The sequence below is a fragment of the Corynebacterium sp. LK10 genome, assembly GCF_008042455.1.
Taxonomy (GTDB): Bacteria; Actinomycetota; Actinomycetes; order Mycobacteriales; family Mycobacteriaceae; genus Corynebacterium; species Corynebacterium jeikeium_D.
Genome location: NZ_NOVT01000022.1, coordinates 87,528 through 104,289 on the forward strand (window position 1 = coordinate 87,528; position 16,762 = coordinate 104,289).

Annotated in this window: 16 protein-coding genes; all 16 read left to right on the forward strand. The window is 58.1% G+C overall.

Annotated features, from left to right (window positions below):
* The first annotated feature begins 6 nt into the window (after positions 1-6).
* The 16 genes from ribD to CHU70_RS09900 all read left to right on the forward strand — a co-directional run bounded on the left by ribD (position 7) and on the right by CHU70_RS09900 (position 16,759).
* Positions 7-1,059, forward strand: a complete 1,053-nt coding sequence (gene ribD, locus CHU70_RS09825) for a bifunctional diaminohydroxyphosphoribosylaminopyrimidine deaminase/5-amino-6-(5-phosphoribosylamino)uracil reductase RibD (RefSeq protein WP_016422723.1) — start codon at positions 7-9, stop codon at positions 1,057-1,059.
* Between the two features lie 69 nt (positions 1,060-1,128).
* Positions 1,129-1,716: a riboflavin synthase gene (locus CHU70_RS09830; protein WP_049193722.1), complete on the forward strand. Its 588-nt coding sequence runs from the start codon at positions 1,129-1,131 to the stop codon at positions 1,714-1,716.
* A gap of 11 nt (positions 1,717-1,727) precedes the next feature.
* On the forward strand, positions 1,728-2,990 hold the full coding sequence (locus CHU70_RS09835) for a bifunctional 3,4-dihydroxy-2-butanone-4-phosphate synthase/GTP cyclohydrolase II (protein ID WP_016422725.1): 1,263 nt from the start codon (positions 1,728-1,730) through the stop codon (positions 2,988-2,990).
* A complete protein-coding gene (ribH, locus tag CHU70_RS09840; RefSeq protein WP_049193721.1) occupies positions 2,991-3,473 on the forward strand; it encodes a 6,7-dimethyl-8-ribityllumazine synthase in 483 nt (160 codons plus the stop codon). It begins immediately after the preceding gene.
* A 2-nt stretch (positions 3,474-3,475) separates the two neighbouring features.
* Entirely contained in the window at positions 3,476-3,970 is a 495-nt protein-coding gene (locus CHU70_RS09845) for a PH domain-containing protein (RefSeq protein ID WP_016422727.1), read from the forward strand.
* A 29-nt stretch (positions 3,971-3,999) separates the two neighbouring features.
* Positions 4,000-6,048: an excinuclease ABC subunit UvrC gene (uvrC, locus tag CHU70_RS09850; protein WP_049193720.1), complete on the forward strand. Its 2,049-nt coding sequence runs from the start codon at positions 4,000-4,002 to the stop codon at positions 6,046-6,048.
* Positions 6,049-6,160: 112 nt separating this feature from the next.
* Positions 6,161-7,051, forward strand: coding sequence for an RNase adapter RapZ (rapZ, locus tag CHU70_RS09855; RefSeq protein WP_005510809.1), 891 nt, complete (start codon positions 6,161-6,163; stop codon positions 7,049-7,051).
* Between the two features lie 23 nt (positions 7,052-7,074).
* Positions 7,075-8,022 (forward strand): uridine diphosphate-N-acetylglucosamine-binding protein YvcK, encoded by a 948-nt coding sequence (gene yvcK, locus CHU70_RS09860; protein WP_048731879.1) that lies wholly within the window; start codon positions 7,075-7,077, stop codon positions 8,020-8,022.
* A gap of 191 nt (positions 8,023-8,213) precedes the next feature.
* Positions 8,214-9,212 carry a DNA-binding protein WhiA gene (gene whiA / locus CHU70_RS09865; RefSeq protein ID WP_049190810.1) on the forward strand — a complete coding sequence of 333 codons (999 nt, stop codon included), beginning with the start codon at positions 8,214-8,216 and terminating at the stop codon, positions 9,210-9,212.
* 183 nt (positions 9,213-9,395) lie between these two features.
* The gene (gene gap / locus CHU70_RS09870) at positions 9,396-10,400 is read left to right on the forward strand and encodes a type I glyceraldehyde-3-phosphate dehydrogenase (RefSeq protein WP_048731894.1); all 1,005 of its coding nucleotides are present in this window, start codon (positions 9,396-9,398) and stop codon (positions 10,398-10,400) included.
* Between the two features lie 110 nt (positions 10,401-10,510).
* Positions 10,511-11,722: a phosphoglycerate kinase gene (gene pgk / locus CHU70_RS09875; protein ID WP_048731880.1), complete on the forward strand. Its 1,212-nt coding sequence runs from the start codon at positions 10,511-10,513 to the stop codon at positions 11,720-11,722.
* Between the two features lie 69 nt (positions 11,723-11,791).
* The gene (gene tpiA / locus CHU70_RS09880) at positions 11,792-12,580 is read left to right on the forward strand and encodes a triose-phosphate isomerase (protein ID WP_049190741.1); all 789 of its coding nucleotides are present in this window, start codon (positions 11,792-11,794) and stop codon (positions 12,578-12,580) included.
* A gap of 202 nt (positions 12,581-12,782) precedes the next feature.
* Complete coding sequence (gene ppc, locus CHU70_RS09885; RefSeq protein WP_147719045.1) at positions 12,783-15,611, forward strand: phosphoenolpyruvate carboxylase; 2,829 nt, start codon at positions 12,783-12,785, stop codon at positions 15,609-15,611.
* A 101-nt stretch (positions 15,612-15,712) separates the two neighbouring features.
* The gene (gene secG / locus CHU70_RS09890; protein ID WP_005510775.1) at positions 15,713-15,949 is read left to right on the forward strand and encodes a preprotein translocase subunit SecG; all 237 of its coding nucleotides are present in this window, start codon (positions 15,713-15,715) and stop codon (positions 15,947-15,949) included.
* A 148-nt stretch (positions 15,950-16,097) separates the two neighbouring features.
* Complete coding sequence (locus tag CHU70_RS09895) at positions 16,098-16,448, forward strand: multidrug efflux SMR transporter (RefSeq protein WP_035757987.1); 351 nt, start codon at positions 16,098-16,100, stop codon at positions 16,446-16,448.
* Complete coding sequence (locus tag CHU70_RS09900; RefSeq protein WP_035757985.1) at positions 16,445-16,759, forward strand: multidrug efflux SMR transporter; 315 nt, start codon at positions 16,445-16,447, stop codon at positions 16,757-16,759. Before CHU70_RS09895 ends, CHU70_RS09900 begins: the two co-directional genes overlap by 4 nt.
* Positions 16,760-16,762: the final 3 nt, after the last annotated feature.

Consider the following 16,762-nt stretch of genomic DNA (forward strand, 5'->3'; position numbering starts at 1 on the left):
AGCACGGTGGCACAGTTTCCGGATCTCGTCTCCGCACAGCCGCTGACTGACGCTCAAGCTATGGCATTGGCCATAGAAGCCGGCCAGCGAGTTCGGGGCACCACCTATCCCAATCCACCGATTGGTTGCGTCATCCTCGATACCGCAGGGATTGCGGTAGGAGTGGCCGGAACTGAGCCGGTAGGTGGCCGACACGCAGAGCCACAAGCATTAGAAATGGCGGGGGCACGAGCTCAGGGCGGTACTGCAGTGGTCACACTAGAGCCGTGCAATCATATCGGCCGTACACCACCGTGCACCGAGGCACTTGCGGCAGCCGGAGTTTCCCGCGTCATATTTGCGGTCGCCGATCCTAATCCCGTGGCCGCTGGCGGCAGCGAGTGGTTGCGATACAAGGGAATCGACGTGGTCGAGGAGTTCCAACGCAATCGTGTGGCGGATGGCTATCTGCGTCCATGGTTACACTGGCAGCGCACTCGGCGCCCACACATCACGCTGAAGACGGCGGGCACGCTGGATGGTTTCGCCGCCGCTACCGACCGCACCTCGCAGTGGATTACGGGGGAGCAGGCGCGGGCACGGGTACATATCGATCGTGCACGTCGGCAAGCGATTGTCGTCGGAACGGGAACAGTGCTCGCTGACAATCCGCGATTGACCGCGCGCACACCAGACGGCGAGGAGCTGTCAACGCAACCCCTGCGCATCGCGATCGGCACCTCGGAGGTCGCCGCCGATGCGAATATCCGCGGCGATAACTTCCGCCACATTCGCACTCACGATGTGGAAGTGGCGCTGGAGACAATGGCGGATATGGGACTTATTGACGTGCTGGTAGAAGGCGGCCCACGGCTCGCCAGCGCTTTCTTAGAAGCCGATGCTGTCGACGCGATTGAGTCTTACATTGCCCCGGCGTTTCTCGGAGCTGGTCTGCCGGTGACATCGGCCAACCATGAGACCACCATCACTGACATCTCGCGCTTTCGTACCGTCGCGGTCGAGACTCTGGGAGATGACATTTTGATTACGGCTCTCCGCAGTGGCAAAGATCGCGGGTAGACCGGCTAGAGTTAATTTTGTAAAAATCTTTCAATTTATAACAAACGGTAAAGGATTTTCCTGACCACTATGTTTACGGGAATTGTTGAGGAACTCGGCGAAATTCGCGAAATCCACCGCGAAGCCGATTCCATTACTCTGACCATTCGCGCGACCACCGTGCTTGACGACGTGCACCACGGTGATTCCATTGCTGTCAATGGCGTTTGTTTGACCGTCGTGGAGTTTGGCGATGATTTCTTTACCGCTGATCTCATGCAAGAGACTCTGGTTAGGTCGAGCCTCGGCCAGGTTGAGGTCGGCTCCAAGGTCAACCTCGAACGTGCAACCGCAGTCGGTCAACGCCTCGGCGGCCATATCGTGCAGGGACATGTCGATGGCACCGGCGAGGTTATTTCGCGCACGCCAGGGGAGCGCTGGGAAGTAGTGCGGATTTCGCTGCCGGAGCATCTCTCCAAGTATGTCGTGGAAAAGGGCTCAATTGCCGTGGATGGTACTTCGTTGACCGTCTCTGCAGTAGGCGAGGGGTTCTTTGAGGTCAGCCTGATACCGACGACGCTGACGGACTCCGTTATTGGTTCGACCGCGGTAGGCGCCAAGGTCAATTTGGAAGTCGATGTGCTAGCCAAGTACGTCGAGAAAATGTTGGAAAGATAAGCTACAAGACTGTGATTAAGTTCGATTCTGTAGAGCGGGCCATTGCGGACATCGCAGCCGGTAAGGCCGTGGTCGTCGTCGACGATGAAGATCGTGAGAACGAGGGCGACATCATCTTCGCCGCCGAGAAGGCAACGCCTGAACTTGTTGCCTTTATGGTTCGCTATTCCTCTGGTTACATCTGCGCGCCGCTGACCGCCGAGGACTGCGAGCGTCTGAATCTGCCACCGATGGTGTCAGAGAATGAGGATGCCCGCGGTACCGCATACACAGTGACCGTGGATGCCAACACCGGTACGACCGGTATTTCCGCCACAGATCGTGCGAACACCATTCGTACTCTCGCTGACCCCACGTCGAGCCCGCACGATTTCACCCGACCAGGACACGTGGTCCCGTTGCGAGCTCGCGATGGTGGCGTCCTAGTCCGTGCCGGCCACACCGAGGCTGCGGTCGATCTCGCCCGCCTGGCAGGGCTTCGTCCTGCCGGCGTGCTGTGTGAGGTTGTCTCCGAGGAAGACCCGACCGGTATGGCGCGCGCGGAGGAACTGCGTCGCTTCTGCGACAAGCACGATTTAGCGCTGATCTCCATTGAGCAGCTGATCGAATACCGTCGCCACAACGAGCACTTGATTGAACGCGTTGTCGAAACCAAGCTGCCGACCGACTACGGCGAGTTCCGTGCCATTGGGTACCGGAGCCTTATCGACGGTGTCGAGCATGTCGCTCTCGTTGTGGGGGATGTGTCTTCCAACGATGGTCAGGACGTCCTCGTGCGTGTGCACTCCGAATGCCTCACCGGCGACGCACTGGGATCTCGCCGCTGCGACTGCGGTCAGCAGCTGCACAACTCCATGCGCATGGTTCACGAAGCGGGGCGTGGCGTCATCCTCTACATGCGCGGTCACGAAGGCCGAGGCATTGGTTTGATGCCGAAGCTGCAGGCCTACCATCTGCAAGATGAAGGCGCTGACACCGTTGATGCCAATCTCGCGCTCGGTTTGCCGTCGGATGCCCGTGAGTACGGCACTGGTGCACAGATCCTGCAGGATCTTGGAGTCACCACTATGGCGCTGCTGACGAACAATCCGACCAAGCGTGCCGGCCTAGGTGGTTATGGACTGGAGATGAGCCGCCGGGTACCGGTGCCAGTTGAGGTCAACGAGGATAACTTGAAATACTTGTTGACAAAGCGCGAACGCATGGGCCATGAGCTCCCTTGGTTGGATGAGTACATGGAGACCCACGGCATTTCGACAGAAGGAGCACAGTAGATGAGTGGCGCAGGTCTTCCTGAAATTTCCGTTCCCGATTCCACTGGTGTGACCGTCGGTCTGGTCACCTCTCACTGGAACGAGGAGATTACTGGACAGCTTCGTCGTGAAGCGCTGGCCCAGGCCGAGGAGGTCGGCGCTGTAGTTACGGATGTGACTGTCGTCGGTGCTCTGGAGATTCCGGTTGTGGTGCAACAGCTCGCCCGAACTCACGACGCCGTGGTGGCGCTGGGGTGCGTTATCCGCGGTGGTACGCCGCACTTCGACTATGTCTGCGACTCGGTGACTGAGGGCCTGACGCGGATCGCACTGGACTGTGAAACGCCAGTTGGCAATGGTGTGCTGACCTGCAACACTGAACAGCAGGCAATTGATCGTGCCGGCGGTAAGGGCGCCGCGGAGAATAAAGGTCGCGAGGCCATGGCCGCAGCGCTGCACACCGTCGCAGTGTTGAAGTCCCTTCGTGAAGGTGGAGCTGAGTAAGAATGGGTAACTCCGAACGCCACAGCAATTCGACTGCCGTCGACACCGGTAGCGAAGACAAATGGCTGTTGGAAATCACCTCGCAAAAGCTGCGTCTGTGGGCGATTATCGCTGCAGTTGTGGTTTTCGCTATCCATATCTTCATGGGTATCGTGGTGGACTTTGGTAACACCGGAGCTTCGGTGACCGCTATCGACCAGCTGGCTTTCCCAATGATTGGTTTGATCATCGCCGGGGTAATCCTGCTGCTGACTCGGGCTCGCGTTCGCGTAAATGCCAGGGGTGTGGAAGTCCGCAATCTACTCAATGCGAAGTTTTACCCGTGGGTCGATATTTACGGCCTGAGTTTTCCAAAGAAGTCCCGCTGGGCTCGCTTGGAGCTGCCTGACTTTGAGTTTGTGCCGATGCTCGCGATCCAGTCGGCCGACGGCAGCCGCGTCGTGGAAGACATCCGCCGGTTCCGTGAACTTGAAGACGAGTTCATGCCGGAGGACTAACCCAAGGACACGTTTTAAGGACACCGTAAGTGACTGACCCTTCTCAGTACCGTCCCGCCCCCGGCACCATTCCCACGGAGCCGGGGGTGTACCGTTTTCTCGATTCAACCGGGCGCGTTCTCTACGTCGGCAAGGCGAAGAATCTCCGTGCGCGTTTGTCTAACTATTTCCAGGACTTAACTCGGCTTCATCCCCGCACCCGCCAGATGGTGCAGTCCGCTTCGAAGGTGACGTGGACTGTCGTCCACAATGAAGTCGAAGCGCTGCAGTTGGAGTACACCTGGATCAAGCGCTTTAATCCGCGGTTCAACGTGATGTACCGCGACGACAAGTCGTATCCGATGTTGGCCGTCAGCGTTGGAGAGCTGTACCCGCGGCTCTTTCTCTACCGAGGACCGCGCCGGAAGGGCGTGCGTTATTTCGGGCCTTATTCACACGCGTGGGCTATCCGAGAAACGCTCGACTTGCTTACACGAGTTTTCCCAGCCCGCACCTGTTCAAAGGGAGTCTTCAACCGGCAGCAAGCCCTGGGGCGGCCCTGTTTGCTCGGCTATATCGACAAATGCTCGGCGCCTTGTGTCGGCCGTGTCAGTGCCGAGGAACACCGCGAAATTGTCCGTGGTTTTACCAGCTTCATGTCGGGAAATACGGGCCCGGTCACGAGGCGCTTAAAAAAGGAAATGGAGGAAGCTGCCGGCGAGTTAGACTTCGAGCGCGCCGCTAGTCTGCGCGACAACCTCGCTGCCATCGACAAGGTCATGGAGCGGCAGTCAGTCGTGCTTTCCGACGCCGCCGATGCCGACTTTATTGCGCTAGCAACCGACGAACTGGAAGCGGCCGTGCAGATTTTCCATGTTCGGGCGGGACGTATTTACGGTCAGCGCGGCTGGGTAGTGGAGAAGTCCGGCGAGTACGCGACTACGGAGTTTCGAGAGGGAGAAACTGACCCCAGCTTGGGTGGGCTGCTAACGCAGTTCCTGACACAGTTCTATGGCGACGCCGCCAAGCACGCGGATGTCGACGGCGATGAATCAACCACTGCCGCCCAGGTTGTGCCCCGCGAAATTCTCGTTCAGGCCACGCCCGACGATCTTGACGAGGTTACTGCATTTTTGGCCGATATTCGTGGCACCAATGTAGATATTCGCGTCCCACAACGCGGTGACAAGCGGACGCTCATGGAGACCGTGCAGAAAAATGCAGCTGAAGCGCTACGCCAGCACAAGCTAAAGCGAAGTGGAGATCTAACTACTCGATCGCAGGCTCTCTCCGAACTCCAGGACGCGCTATTTATGGATGAAGCGCCGCTGCGCATCGAGTGCACTGACATCTCGCATATTCAGGGCACCGATGTGGTGGCCTCGTTGGTGGTCTTCGAGGATGGATTGCCCAAGAAGTCCGACTACCGCCGCTACCGAATCAAAGATGCAGCGGGTGACGGTCGCTCGGACGACGTCGGTTCTATCGCTGAGGTGGTGCGCCGTCGTTTTCTGCGCCATAACGAGGACAAGCTCGCCATGCCCGATGATGCAAGCGAGATGTTCGTCGAAGAGACGACTGATGCCGTCGATGAGCAGTCGCGGAGTAACCGCAAGTTTGCCTACCCGCCACAGTTGTTCATCGTCGACGGTGGTGCACCGCAGGTCGCAGCCGCACAGGCGGTCCTCGATGAACTCGAGGTCACCGATGTGACGTTGGTGGGAATTGCCAAGCGCTTAGAAGAGCTGTGGATTCCCGACGATGATGAGCCGCTAATTCTGCCGCGTAATTCGGAAGCGATGTACCTAATCCAGCGAATTCGTGATGAGGCGCACCGCTTTGCCATTAATTATCACCGTCAGCAGCGATCTAAACGCATGCGCTCGTCGGTGCTTGATGGCATTAAGGGGCTGGGGCCAGCACGCCGCAGTGAGTTGGTCAAGCACTTTGGTTCCGTTGCGGCGCTGAAGAAGGCCAGCGTCGAGCAGATCGAAGAAGTGGCTGGTTTCGGGCCGATGCTCGCGAAAACTGTTTACGATTACCTCCATCCAGACGAGAAGTCGTCAGAGCCAAACTCGGATGTCGGTCCGGGAGAGTAGGCGTAGAAGTAGGTAAACAAGTGGCTAAAACCGCACTTGAAACAGTGCTAGGGGGTTTACTTCCGCTAGTAAAACCGAGAGCGGTTGGGCGGAATTGTATTAGAGTGATGGCATGATTACTTCGGGTTATTCCCCTCAGGCTGAAAAGTCACTTGTGTTGATTACCGGCATGTCCGGTTCCGGACGCAATACGGCCGCCAGCGTCTTGGAGGAGATGGGCTGGTATGTCGCAGACAACCTGCCCCCGGAGTTGATTATGCGCATGGTCGAGTTGTCGTTTGAAGCGGACTCTCCAGTAGAGCGCCTCGCTATCGTCACCGACGTGCGCTCGCGCGCGTTCGCCGGCAGTTTGGGGGAGGTGCTCGACGGACTCCGCAATGAGGGGCGCCAGCCCTATGTCATCTTCTTTGATGCCAACGACGACACCCTCATCGCCCGCTACGACTCTGTCCGCCGCACCCATCCGCTGCAGGAAAATGGCACGCTTTCACAGGGTATTGCCGCTGAACGTCAGATGTTGCTGCCAATAAAGGGCATGTCGGATTTAGTAGTGGATACCTCTGACATGAGCGTGCACGATTTGCGCCGTGAGTTAGAGCATCAGTTGTCGGATACCGCTAGCAAGATTCAGCAGATCACCATCGAATCATTTGGGTTTAAGCACGGTGCGCCGCGCGATGCCGACATGCTTTTCGACGTCCGTTTTCTCCCCAATCCCTATTGGGTACCTGAGCTGCGTGCGGGCCGCGGTACCAACAAAGCCGTGGCCGACTACGTGCTGTCCCAACCTGAGTCTCAGGGGTTTTTGGACAACGTCACAAACTTGATTGAATTGGTTTTGCCCGGGTACCGCCGTGAGGGCAAGGGTTTTATGACTATCGCTGTGGGATGCACCGGAGGCCATCACCGAAGTGTGGCCATGTCGGAGGCGCTGGCTAAGAAGCTCGAGGGAGTTTCCGGGATCAACGTCAACGTCGTCCACCGCGATATTGACCGCAACTAGCGGTTTTCGTGGAGGTGTAGAAATTGACATCAATTACCAGTCTGGGTGGCGGTCATGGTCTATTTGCCACGCTGAGAGCTGACCGTCAGGTTGCGGACCATGTCACAGCGGTGGTCACAGTTGCCGACGACGGCGGATCCTCGGGTCGCCTTCGTCGTGAGCTGGGGCAGATTCCCCCTGGAGACCTTCGCATGGCACTCGCCGCGCTTTCCGCAGATACGGAAAAAGGCGATCTGTGGGAAAAGACACTGCAGCACCGCTTTGGCGGAACTGGCGCACTGGCAGGGCATGCGATTGGCAATCTGATTATCGCTGGCCTCACCAGTGTGATGGGAAATGAAGTCGACGCGCTTGACGAAATTGGCCGGTTGCTGCAAATCCGGGGTCGCGTCGTGCCCATGTCGCCGATCCCGCTAGAGATTGAGGCCGAAGTCGTTGGCTTGGAGCAGGATGCTCGCGTTGTGCGCCAGGTCCGTGGCCAGGTCGCAGTGGCCACGACACCTGGCCAGGTGCGCCGAATCCGGCTGATTCCTGAGACTCCGCCGGCATCCGAGGAGGCCATTGAAGCTATCCTCAATGCCGATTTGGTGACGCTGGGTCCGGGTTCGTGGTTTACTTCGGTTCTGCCACATCTTCAGGTGCCCGGGCTGCGGGATGCTCTGCAAGAAACCAATGCCACAACCGTCGTGGTGCTGAATCTTGTCGCCGAGCCGGGGGAGACCGCCGGTTTTTCTTCCGAACGGCACATCCATATGCTCACGCAGCATGCACCTAACTTGAAGCTCAATTACGTGCTTGTCGACGACAACACGCCGCTCGCGGATACCGAACGAGAATACCTGCAGCGAGCGGCGGATAGCCTAGACGCGCAGGTTGTCTTCGCCGATGTGCAAGAAGTTGATGACCACGGAGCTTTGACAGGTCGACATTCGCCGGAGAAGCTAGCTGTCGCACTTCGTCAGTTCCTCTAAAGCGTCCTGTCAATCGAGGGTTTTTATGCATTCTCCTGCGGGGATGCAGCAGGCAATCAACTAATTGCCACTCGATTGGTACCGGATACTATCCTTGAGGTTTATTGCTAAAGCTCAAATGGGGTTAATTTCACCTAAATTAACCAGGCCCAAACCCAGCTCGTACACATGAAATGAGGATGGACAGCATCGTGGCATTGACGGCGAAGGTCAAAGACGAACTAGCCCGCGTGTCAGTTTCGCAGGAAAGCGCTCAGGCAGCGGAGATTGCGACCCTGTTCCGCTTCGCAGGAGGACTCCACCTGGTGGCAGGTTCGATTGTGCTGGAGGCGGAGTTGGATTCCGGCGCTGTCGCACGCCGCCTGCGCTCCATGCTGGCCGAACTCTACGATGTCAAAGCCAGCCTCAATGTCTTGTCTCCCGGTGGCTTGCGAAAGACCTCGAAGTACATCGTGCGGGTAACCGATGGCGCGGAACTCGTCGTTAGGCAAACTGGCCTGATTGACTCTGCAGGACGTCCCGTACGTGGGCTACCACGCAAGCTGATCATGGGGCAGAAAATTGATCAGGAAGCTGCATGGCGGGGTGCTTTTTTGGCACATGGTTCACTGACTGAGCCGGGGCGGTCCTCAGCTTTGGAAGTCACTGCTCCCTCTGCTGAAGCGGCACTCGCATTGGTGGGATGTGCTCGTAGGCTCGGAATTACGGCTAAGAGCAAGGAGAATAAGTCCCGCGGTGGCGATCGCGTAATCATCCGGGAGGGCGATGCAATCGGTGCGCTGCTGACGCGAATGGGAGCCCAGACTACTCGCCTGCAGTGGGAAGAACAGCGTATGCGTCGTGAAGTGCGAGCGACGGCCACTCGTTTGGCAAACTTCGACGATGCCAACCTGCGGCGCTCGGCTCGTGCGGCCGTTATTGCAGCAGCGCGAGTAGAGCGTGCTTTAGAGATTCTCGGTGACGATGTACCAGACCATTTGGTGTCTGCAGGACAGCTGCGCATCGAGCACAAGCAGGCTTCATTGGAAGAACTTGGGCAGCTGGCCAATCCGCCAATGACCAAGGACGCCGTCGCAGGACGCATCCGCCGTTTGCTCTCCATGGCGGACAAAAGAGCAAACGAACTCGGAATTCCCCCCACAACTGCAGTCGTTACAGACGAACTTTTTGACAAAGAAGTTGACGAGTAAAGCACCTGTTATGCCTAGTCAGGTGCGTAATTTTTGATAAATCTCCGTTTATTTGGGATTTTCGCACCAAACCACCGCTGCGCGAATGAAAAACCCAACGTACACTTCTGTAGTGAACCTGTTGGAGCGCAATCAGCGCCCTGACAAGTGGCATCGATTCGCCAATCCATTAAGGAGATTATTGTGACGGTTCGTGTAGGTATTAACGGTTTTGGTCGCATTGGCCGCAACTTCTTCCGCTCCCTGCTCGCTGCGGGCGCTGACCTGGAAGTCGTTGCTGTAAACGACCTCACTGATAACAAGACCCTGGCTCACCTGCTCAAGTACGACTCCATCATGGGCAAGCTTGACGCAGAGGTCACCTACGACGATGAGTCCCTCACCGTCAACGGCAAGCGCATCGCGGCATACGCTGAGCGCGACCCGAAGGACCTGCCGTGGGGCAAGCACGAGGTCGACATCGTCATTGAGTCCACCGGTTTCTTCACCGATGCCAACGCTGCCAAGGCTCACATCGAGGCTGGCGCCAAGAAGGTCATCATCTCCGCTCCGGCTAAGAACGAAGACGCAACCTTCGTTGTCGGTGTTAACCACACTGACTACGACCCGGAGAAGCACAACATCATTTCGAACGCTTCTTGCACCACCAACTGCCTGGCTCCGATGGCTAAGGTCCTGGACGACAAGTTCGGCATCGAGCGCGGTCTCATGACCACCATCCACGCATACACCGGTGACCAGCGTCTGCACGACGCTCCGCACAAGGACCTGCGTCGCGCCCGCGCTGCTGCACTGAACATTGTTCCGACCTCCACCGGTGCTGCAAAGGCAGTCGCTCTGGTTCTGCCGCAGCTCAAGGGTCTGCTGGACGGCTACGCACTGCGTGTTCCGACCCCGACCGGCTCTGTCACCGACCTGACCTTCACTGCGAAGAGCGAGGTCACCGTCGAGTCCGTCAATGCTGCCATCAAGGAAGCTGCTGAGGGCGAGCTCAAGGGTGTTCTGGGCTACAACGAGGACCCAATCGTTTCCAAGGACATCGAGGGCGACCCGCGTTCCTCGATCTTCGACGCACCGCTGACCAAGGTCATCGGCGATCAGGTCAAGGTTGTCTCCTGGTACGACAACGAGTGGGGCTACTCCAACCGCCTCGTCGACCTGGCTGTCTACGTCGGTGAGCGCCTCTAATAACTCACCTGGTTAATCCCAGACCCCGAACGGGCCGGGGTGGTTGCGCCTGAGTAGGGCACGCCACCCACGGCCCGTTTTTTACACACTTTCACAAGGATTTCATTGAGATGACTGTTAAGACTGTCAAAGACCTGATCAACGAAGGTATTGAAGGCCGTTACGTCCTCGTCCGCTCCGACTTTAACGTTCCGTTGAAGGACGGCGTTATCACCGATCCGGGTCGAATCGATGCTTCGCTGCCCACCCTGTCCGCGCTTGTCGAGGCCGGCGCCAAGGTCGTTGTTATGGCTCACCTGGGTCGCCCGAAGGGCGAGGTTAAGTCCGAGTTCTCCCTGGCCCCGGTCGCTGAGGCGCTATCTGAGCGCCTGGAGCAGTACGTCGCGCTCGCCGGTGATGTCTCCGGTGAGGACGCGCACGAGCGCGCAAATGGTCTGACCGAGGGCGATGTACTCCTGTTGGAGAACGTCCGCTTCGATCCGCGCGAGACCTCCAAGGACGAGGCAGAACGCGCCGAATTCGCAGCCGAGCTGGCCGCACTTGTTCCGGACGGAGCATTTGTTTCCGACGGTTTCGGTGTTGTTCACCGCGCCCAGGCTTCCGTCTTCGACGTCGCTAAGAAGCTGCCGCACTACGCCGGCAACCTGGTTCAGGCTGAGCTTGAAGTTCTGCGCAAGGTCGCAGAGACCCCGGAGAAGCCGTACACCGTCGTGCTCGGCGGTTCCAAGGTTTCCGACAAGCTGGGCGTTATTGAGGCTCTCGCGCCGAAGGTTGACTCCCTGGTCATCGGCGGCGGCATGTGCTTCACCTTCCTGGCTGCCAAGGGCTACGACGTTGGTGCGTCCCTGCTGCAGGAAGAGATGATTGACACCTGTAAGGATCTGCTGGACCGCTACGGCGAAAAGATTGTTCTGCCAACCGACGTAGTCGTGGCCGACAAGTTCGCTGCTGACGCTGAAAACAAGGTCGTCGATGCCACCGAGATTCCGGAAGGCTGGATGGGCCTGGACATCGGATCGGCTTCCGCTGAGGCATTCGGCAAGGTGCTGGCTGAGTCCAAGACTGTGTTCTGGAACGGTCCGATGGGCGTGTTCGAGATGGAGGCTTTCGCAGCTGGTACCCGCGAGGTTGCACAGGCCATCATCGATGCCACCACTAACAACGGTTGCTTCTCCGTCGTCGGTGGCGGCGACTCCGCAGCAGCAGTACGTACTCTGGGGTTGAACGAGGACGGCTTCAGCCACATCTCCACTGGTGGTGGCGCTTCGCTGGAGTTCCTCGAGGGTAAGACTCTGCCGGGCGTCTCCGTCCTGGAAGACTAAGATTTTTCCACCACCGGATTTTCATCGCTTAAAAATCCGCTAATTGATAGGGAAGTGAATTCCACCACTATGGCACGTACACCATTTATTGCTGGTAACTGGAAGATGAACCTGAACCATCTCGAAGCTATCGGTGTGGTGCAGAAACTCGCGTTCGCTCTGCCAAAGGAGTACTACGACAAGGTTGACGTCGCTGTCATCCCGCCGTTTACCGACCTGCGTTCGGTCCAGACTCTGGTTGAGGGCGATAAGCTCGGCGTCACTTACGGCGCGCAGGATGTCTCAGTCCACGAGTCCGGCGCTTACACCGGCGAGATTTCCGCATCGATGCTGGCAAAGCTCGGCTGCACCTGGGTCGTCGTCGGTCACTCCGAGCGTCGCGATATGCACGCAGAGGACGATGAGCTGGTCGCAAAGAAGGCCAAGGCAGCACTGCGCGAGGGCATGAACCCAATCGTCTGTGTCGGCGAGCCGCTGGAGGTCCGAGAGGCCGAAGAGCACGTCGAGTACGTTGTCTCTCAGGTCAAGGGCTCCCTGGCTAACCTGACCAACGCTGAGCTGGCCAAGACCGTCATCGCTTACGAGCCTGTCTGGGCTATCGGCACCGGTAAGGTCGCATCGGCTGCAGACGCGCAGGAAGTCTGTGCAGCTATCCGCGAGACCGTCGCAGAAATTGCGGACGAGAACATCGCAAAGGAGATGCGCATCCTCTACGGTGGTTCCGTCAAGGCCGAGAACGTCGCTGAGATCGTCGGCAAGCCCGACGTCGACGGCGGCCTCGTCGGTGGCGCTTCGCTCGACGGTGAAGCATTCGCGAAGCTCTGCGCACTTGCTGCAGATGCCGCTCAGAACGCCTAAGTGCATATAAATTCAGAACAACTGATAAGATAGGCGCCATGCGCGACCCCGGATTGGTTTTATTGATTCTCATAAAACCGATTCGGGGTTATTGCCTTTAGGCGGACTCAATCCAGGCACACCGACTGGCAATGTTTTAGCGCGATACATTTCCCGAGGCTTTCCACTTGGAATGCCCGGCAATTTTCAAAGGACGTGCTCAATGAACGAACAAGTACATGGTGACACTGACCGACACACTGCAAGCAATGAGCAATCCTCATCGACCGCTACCGCGAAGCAGCAGGACTTGCTCTGGGAGGATATTCGCCACCTGGGTCGAATTCTTGGGCAGGTAATCCGCGAGCAAGAGGGTGACGAGGTCTTTAACCTGGTCGAAAATGCTCGCCGTGCAGCCTTCGAACTCCATCGTGGCGATGGCGACATCGAGAAGCTCACCGGCCTCTTCCGCGATATTGACCCAGCCGAGGCAAGCCCTGTCATCCGTGCTTTCACGCACTTCGCACTTTTGGCCAACCTCGCTGAGGATTTGCACGAGGAGCTGGGCATCGAGGCATCTCTCGATGCTGGCGATCCACCGCAGGACTCCACGCTGGAGGCAACATGGCAGAAGCTTCGCGACGCCAAGGTTTCCGGCGGCGCGATTGCGGACATGATGGACCACATTGAGGTCGTCCCGGTTCTGACCGCACACCCAACGGAAACTCGTCGTCGCACAGTGTTCGATGTGCAGAAGCACATCACGGCCGCAATGCGGCGCCGCCACGAGATCCAGGCAGCCCCGATGAATGCGCGCACCGCGGACCGACTCGCTGAGATTGATGCCGATATCCGTCGCCGGATCCTGACGCTGTGGCAAACGGCTCTGATTCGCATGAACCGCCCGGATATTCGCGACGAGGTCGAAGTTGGTCTTCGCTACTACCAGCTTTCTCTGCTGGAAGCTGTGCCACAGATTAACCGAGACGTCGTCAAGCACTTGCGTCAGCTCGGCGGGGACAAGTTGCCGGCTAACCCAACGATTCGCATGGGCTCGTGGATTGGCGGTGACCACGACGGCAACCCATACGTGACAGAGGAGACGCTGCGCTATGCCTCCGATAGGGCGGCGGGTACGATCCTGCGTCACTACTTCTCGCAGCTGCACCTGCTGGAGCGCGAGCTCAGTCTCAGCGACCGCCTGACCAAGGTCACCGTGGATTTGGTCGCTCTGGCCAGCCGCGGCCACAATGACGTTCCTAACCGCGAAGATGAGCCGTACCGTCGTGCGGTTCACGGTATCCGCGGTCGCGTGGCGGCAACAGCGGTGAACTTCTTCGACGAGTCCATCATCGAGGGCGACTGGTCGGAATTCACTCCGTATGACAGCGCCGAGGAGCTACTTGAAGAGCTCTCGATTATCGACGACTCCCTGCGGTCCAGCCACGATGACCTCATCGCCGATCACCGCCTGCGCGACCTGATGGATTCAGTGGAGGTATTTGGTTTCCACCTGTACTCGATTGATATCCGCCAGAATTCGGACTCTCATGAGGAAATCCTCACCGAGCTGTTCTCCGCTGCCGGTGTGGTGGACAACTACGCGGGATTGAAGGAAGCTGACAAGGTCGAGCTGCTGACCAAGGAACTGCAGTCCTCCCGTCCGCTGGTTTCGACTTCCGCAGATCTTTCCGAAGCTACGGCTCGCGAGCTAGGCATTATGCGTGCGGCATCTCGTGCGGTGCGCAAGTACGGTCACGACGCGGTACCGCACTGCATCATTTCGATGTGTACATCGGTCTCCGACCTGCTGGAGCCGATGATTCTGCTCAAGGAAGTCGGTCTGATTCGCCCGAATGGCTCCCAGCCGACCGGTTCTGTTGACGTCATCCCGCTGTTCGAAACCATCGAAGACCTGCAGGCTGGTGCCGACGTGCTGCGTGCTGCGTGGGACATTCCGGTCTACCGCGCATACGTGTCCGCACGCGGAGATCTGCAGGAAGTCATGCTCGGCTACTCCGACTCCAACAAGGACGGCGGGTACTTCGCTGCAAACTGGGCGCTTTACGACGCGGAGGTCGCAATCGTGGCAGCCGCGAAGGACAACGACATTCGCCTGCGTCTCTTCCACGGCCGCGGAGGTACTGTCGGCCGTGGTGGCGGTCCGTCCTACGAGGCAATCCTGGCGCAGCCTTCCGGCGCAGTCCAGGGGTCGGTGCGTATCACCGAGCAGGGCGAGATTATCTCTGCCAAGTACGGTCACCCTGCAGCGGCACGCAGGAACCTCGCCGCGCTGGTTTCGGCAACGATTGAGTCGACTCTGCTCGACGTCGATGATCTGAAGAACCCGGCTCGCGCCCACGAGATTATGTCGGAGATTTCCGACCTGTCTCGCGAGGCCTACTCGAAGCTCATGCACGAGGACCCGGGCTTTATTGACTTCTTCACGTCGTCGACCCCGGTCGATGAGATCGGCAGCCTGAACATCGGTTCGCGTCCGACCTCACGCAAGCAGACCCAGACCATTTCTGACCTGCGCGCAATTCCGTGGGTACTGTCCTGGTCGCAGCAGCGTTCTATGGTGCCGGGCTGGTTTGGTGTCGGCTCTGCACTGCAGGAGTGGATCGGCGAGGACGAAGACGGTTCCCGCCTGGCTGAGCTCCGTCAGCTCAACGAGATTTGGCCGTTCTTCAATTCGGTGCTGTCGAACATGGCGCAGGTCATGTCCAAGGCTGACCTCAACCTGGCGCGCGCCTACGCTAGCCTGTGCCAAGATAAGGCCGACGGTGAGCGCATCTACGGCATCATCAATGCTGAGTTCGACCTGACTTTGGAGATGTTCCTGAAGGTAACCGGGTACAAGCACCTGCTGGAGGACAACCCGCTGCTCAGGCGCTCGGTGGACATGCGCTTCCCGTACCTTATGCCGCTGAACATCATCCAGCTGGAGATGCTGCGTCGTTACCGTGCCGGCGATAATCGCGACAAGGTGCGTCGGGGCATTCAGCTGACCATGAATGGTCTGGCAACTGCACTGCGCAACTCCGGCTAGGAATTCGCCTAGGGATACGGCTAGGGATACCTAGCCAGCGGAGCAATTGCGCTAGTATAGTTGGAGTTCTTAAAGAAGCGACGTTTCAAAAGGAAGTGCGCGTGTACCTCGCCATTCAGATTGTCCTGGTCATCACATCAATCCTGATGACGCTGTTCATCCTGCTCCACAAGGGTAAGGGTGGCGGACTGTCCAGCCTCTTTGGTGGCGGCATGCAGTCGAATCTGTCCGGTTCGACTGTGGTGGAGAAGAACCTTGACCGCGTCACTATTGTGACCGTGATTATCTGGTTGCTCTGCATTGTCCTGTTGCTGCTGTTCAATACTTTCGGCTGGTAGGTTCCGCACGCAGCACGCCCCACCGCAGGCCTTTAAGGGCTCTTCGGAATTTTGGGTGTAGATGGGTTTGGTGATCGGGGTGTGTTGAAGTGGTCGGACGCGATTGATAGAGTAAGCCCGGACTCATTACGGAAGTTGGAAATCCCACATGCTCAAAAGCTGGCTGTTACTGATCGGGGCGGTTGTTGCCGAGGCGCTTGGCACCATGTGCCTGCGTGCAGCCGTTGATCAACCGCTCTATGCCATCGGGGTGGTCATCGGATACATCATTGCTTTCACCCTCTTGGGACTCGCCCTGGGAAGAGGTATTCCAATCGGCATTGCCTATGGAATTTGGGCAGCAGCCGGAGTTGCCCTGGTCGCGGTTCTGGGTGCCGTGTTATTCCATGAAACGCTCAGCTTAACGGCGATCATCGGCATTGTCACCATCATGGCCGGCGTCTTCATTGTCCAAACCGGCCAGCGCGATCCAGGCAAAGCTGAGGTGTTGGAATCATGAGCTGGCTGTTTCTGTCCTTTTCGATCGTTTCTGAAATTATCGCTACCCTGAGTCTGCGTGCTTCGGATGGCTTTCGGAAGAAAATCTGGATCCTGCCACTCGTGGTGTTCTACGGGCTCGCTTTCTTTTTCTTAGCGGTTACTATCTCCTACGGCATGCCGGTGGCCATTGCCTACGGCATCTGGTCAGCTATCGGTGTCGCGCTCATCGCAGTGCTGGCGCGGATCATCTGGAAAGAGCCGTTAACCCCGCGCATGATCTTGGGACTGGTGCTGATCATGGCGGGGGTGGTGCTCGTCGAACTGGGGTAAGCG

Coding starts and splice junctions, on each gene's coding strand:
- CHU70_RS09830 (WP_049193722.1), top strand. CDS start 1,129: ATGTTTACGGGAATTGTTGAGGAACTCGGCGAAATTCGCGAAATCCAC.
- ribH (WP_049193721.1), top strand. CDS start 2,991: ATGAGTGGCGCAGGTCTTCCTGAAATTTCCGTTCCCGATTCCACTGGT.
- CHU70_RS09845 (WP_016422727.1), top strand. CDS start 3,476: ATGGGTAACTCCGAACGCCACAGCAATTCGACTGCCGTCGACACCGGT.
- rapZ (WP_005510809.1), top strand. CDS start 6,161: ATGATTACTTCGGGTTATTCCCCTCAGGCTGAAAAGTCACTTGTGTTG.
- pgk (WP_048731880.1), top strand. CDS start 10,511: ATGACTGTTAAGACTGTCAAAGACCTGATCAACGAAGGTATTGAAGGC.
- tpiA (WP_049190741.1), top strand. CDS start 11,792: ATGGCACGTACACCATTTATTGCTGGTAACTGGAAGATGAACCTGAAC.
- ppc (WP_147719045.1), top strand. CDS start 12,783: ATGAACGAACAAGTACATGGTGACACTGACCGACACACTGCAAGCAAT.
- CHU70_RS09895 (WP_035757987.1), top strand. CDS start 16,098: ATGCTCAAAAGCTGGCTGTTACTGATCGGGGCGGTTGTTGCCGAGGCG.
- CHU70_RS09900 (WP_035757985.1), top strand. CDS start 16,445: ATGAGCTGGCTGTTTCTGTCCTTTTCGATCGTTTCTGAAATTATCGCT.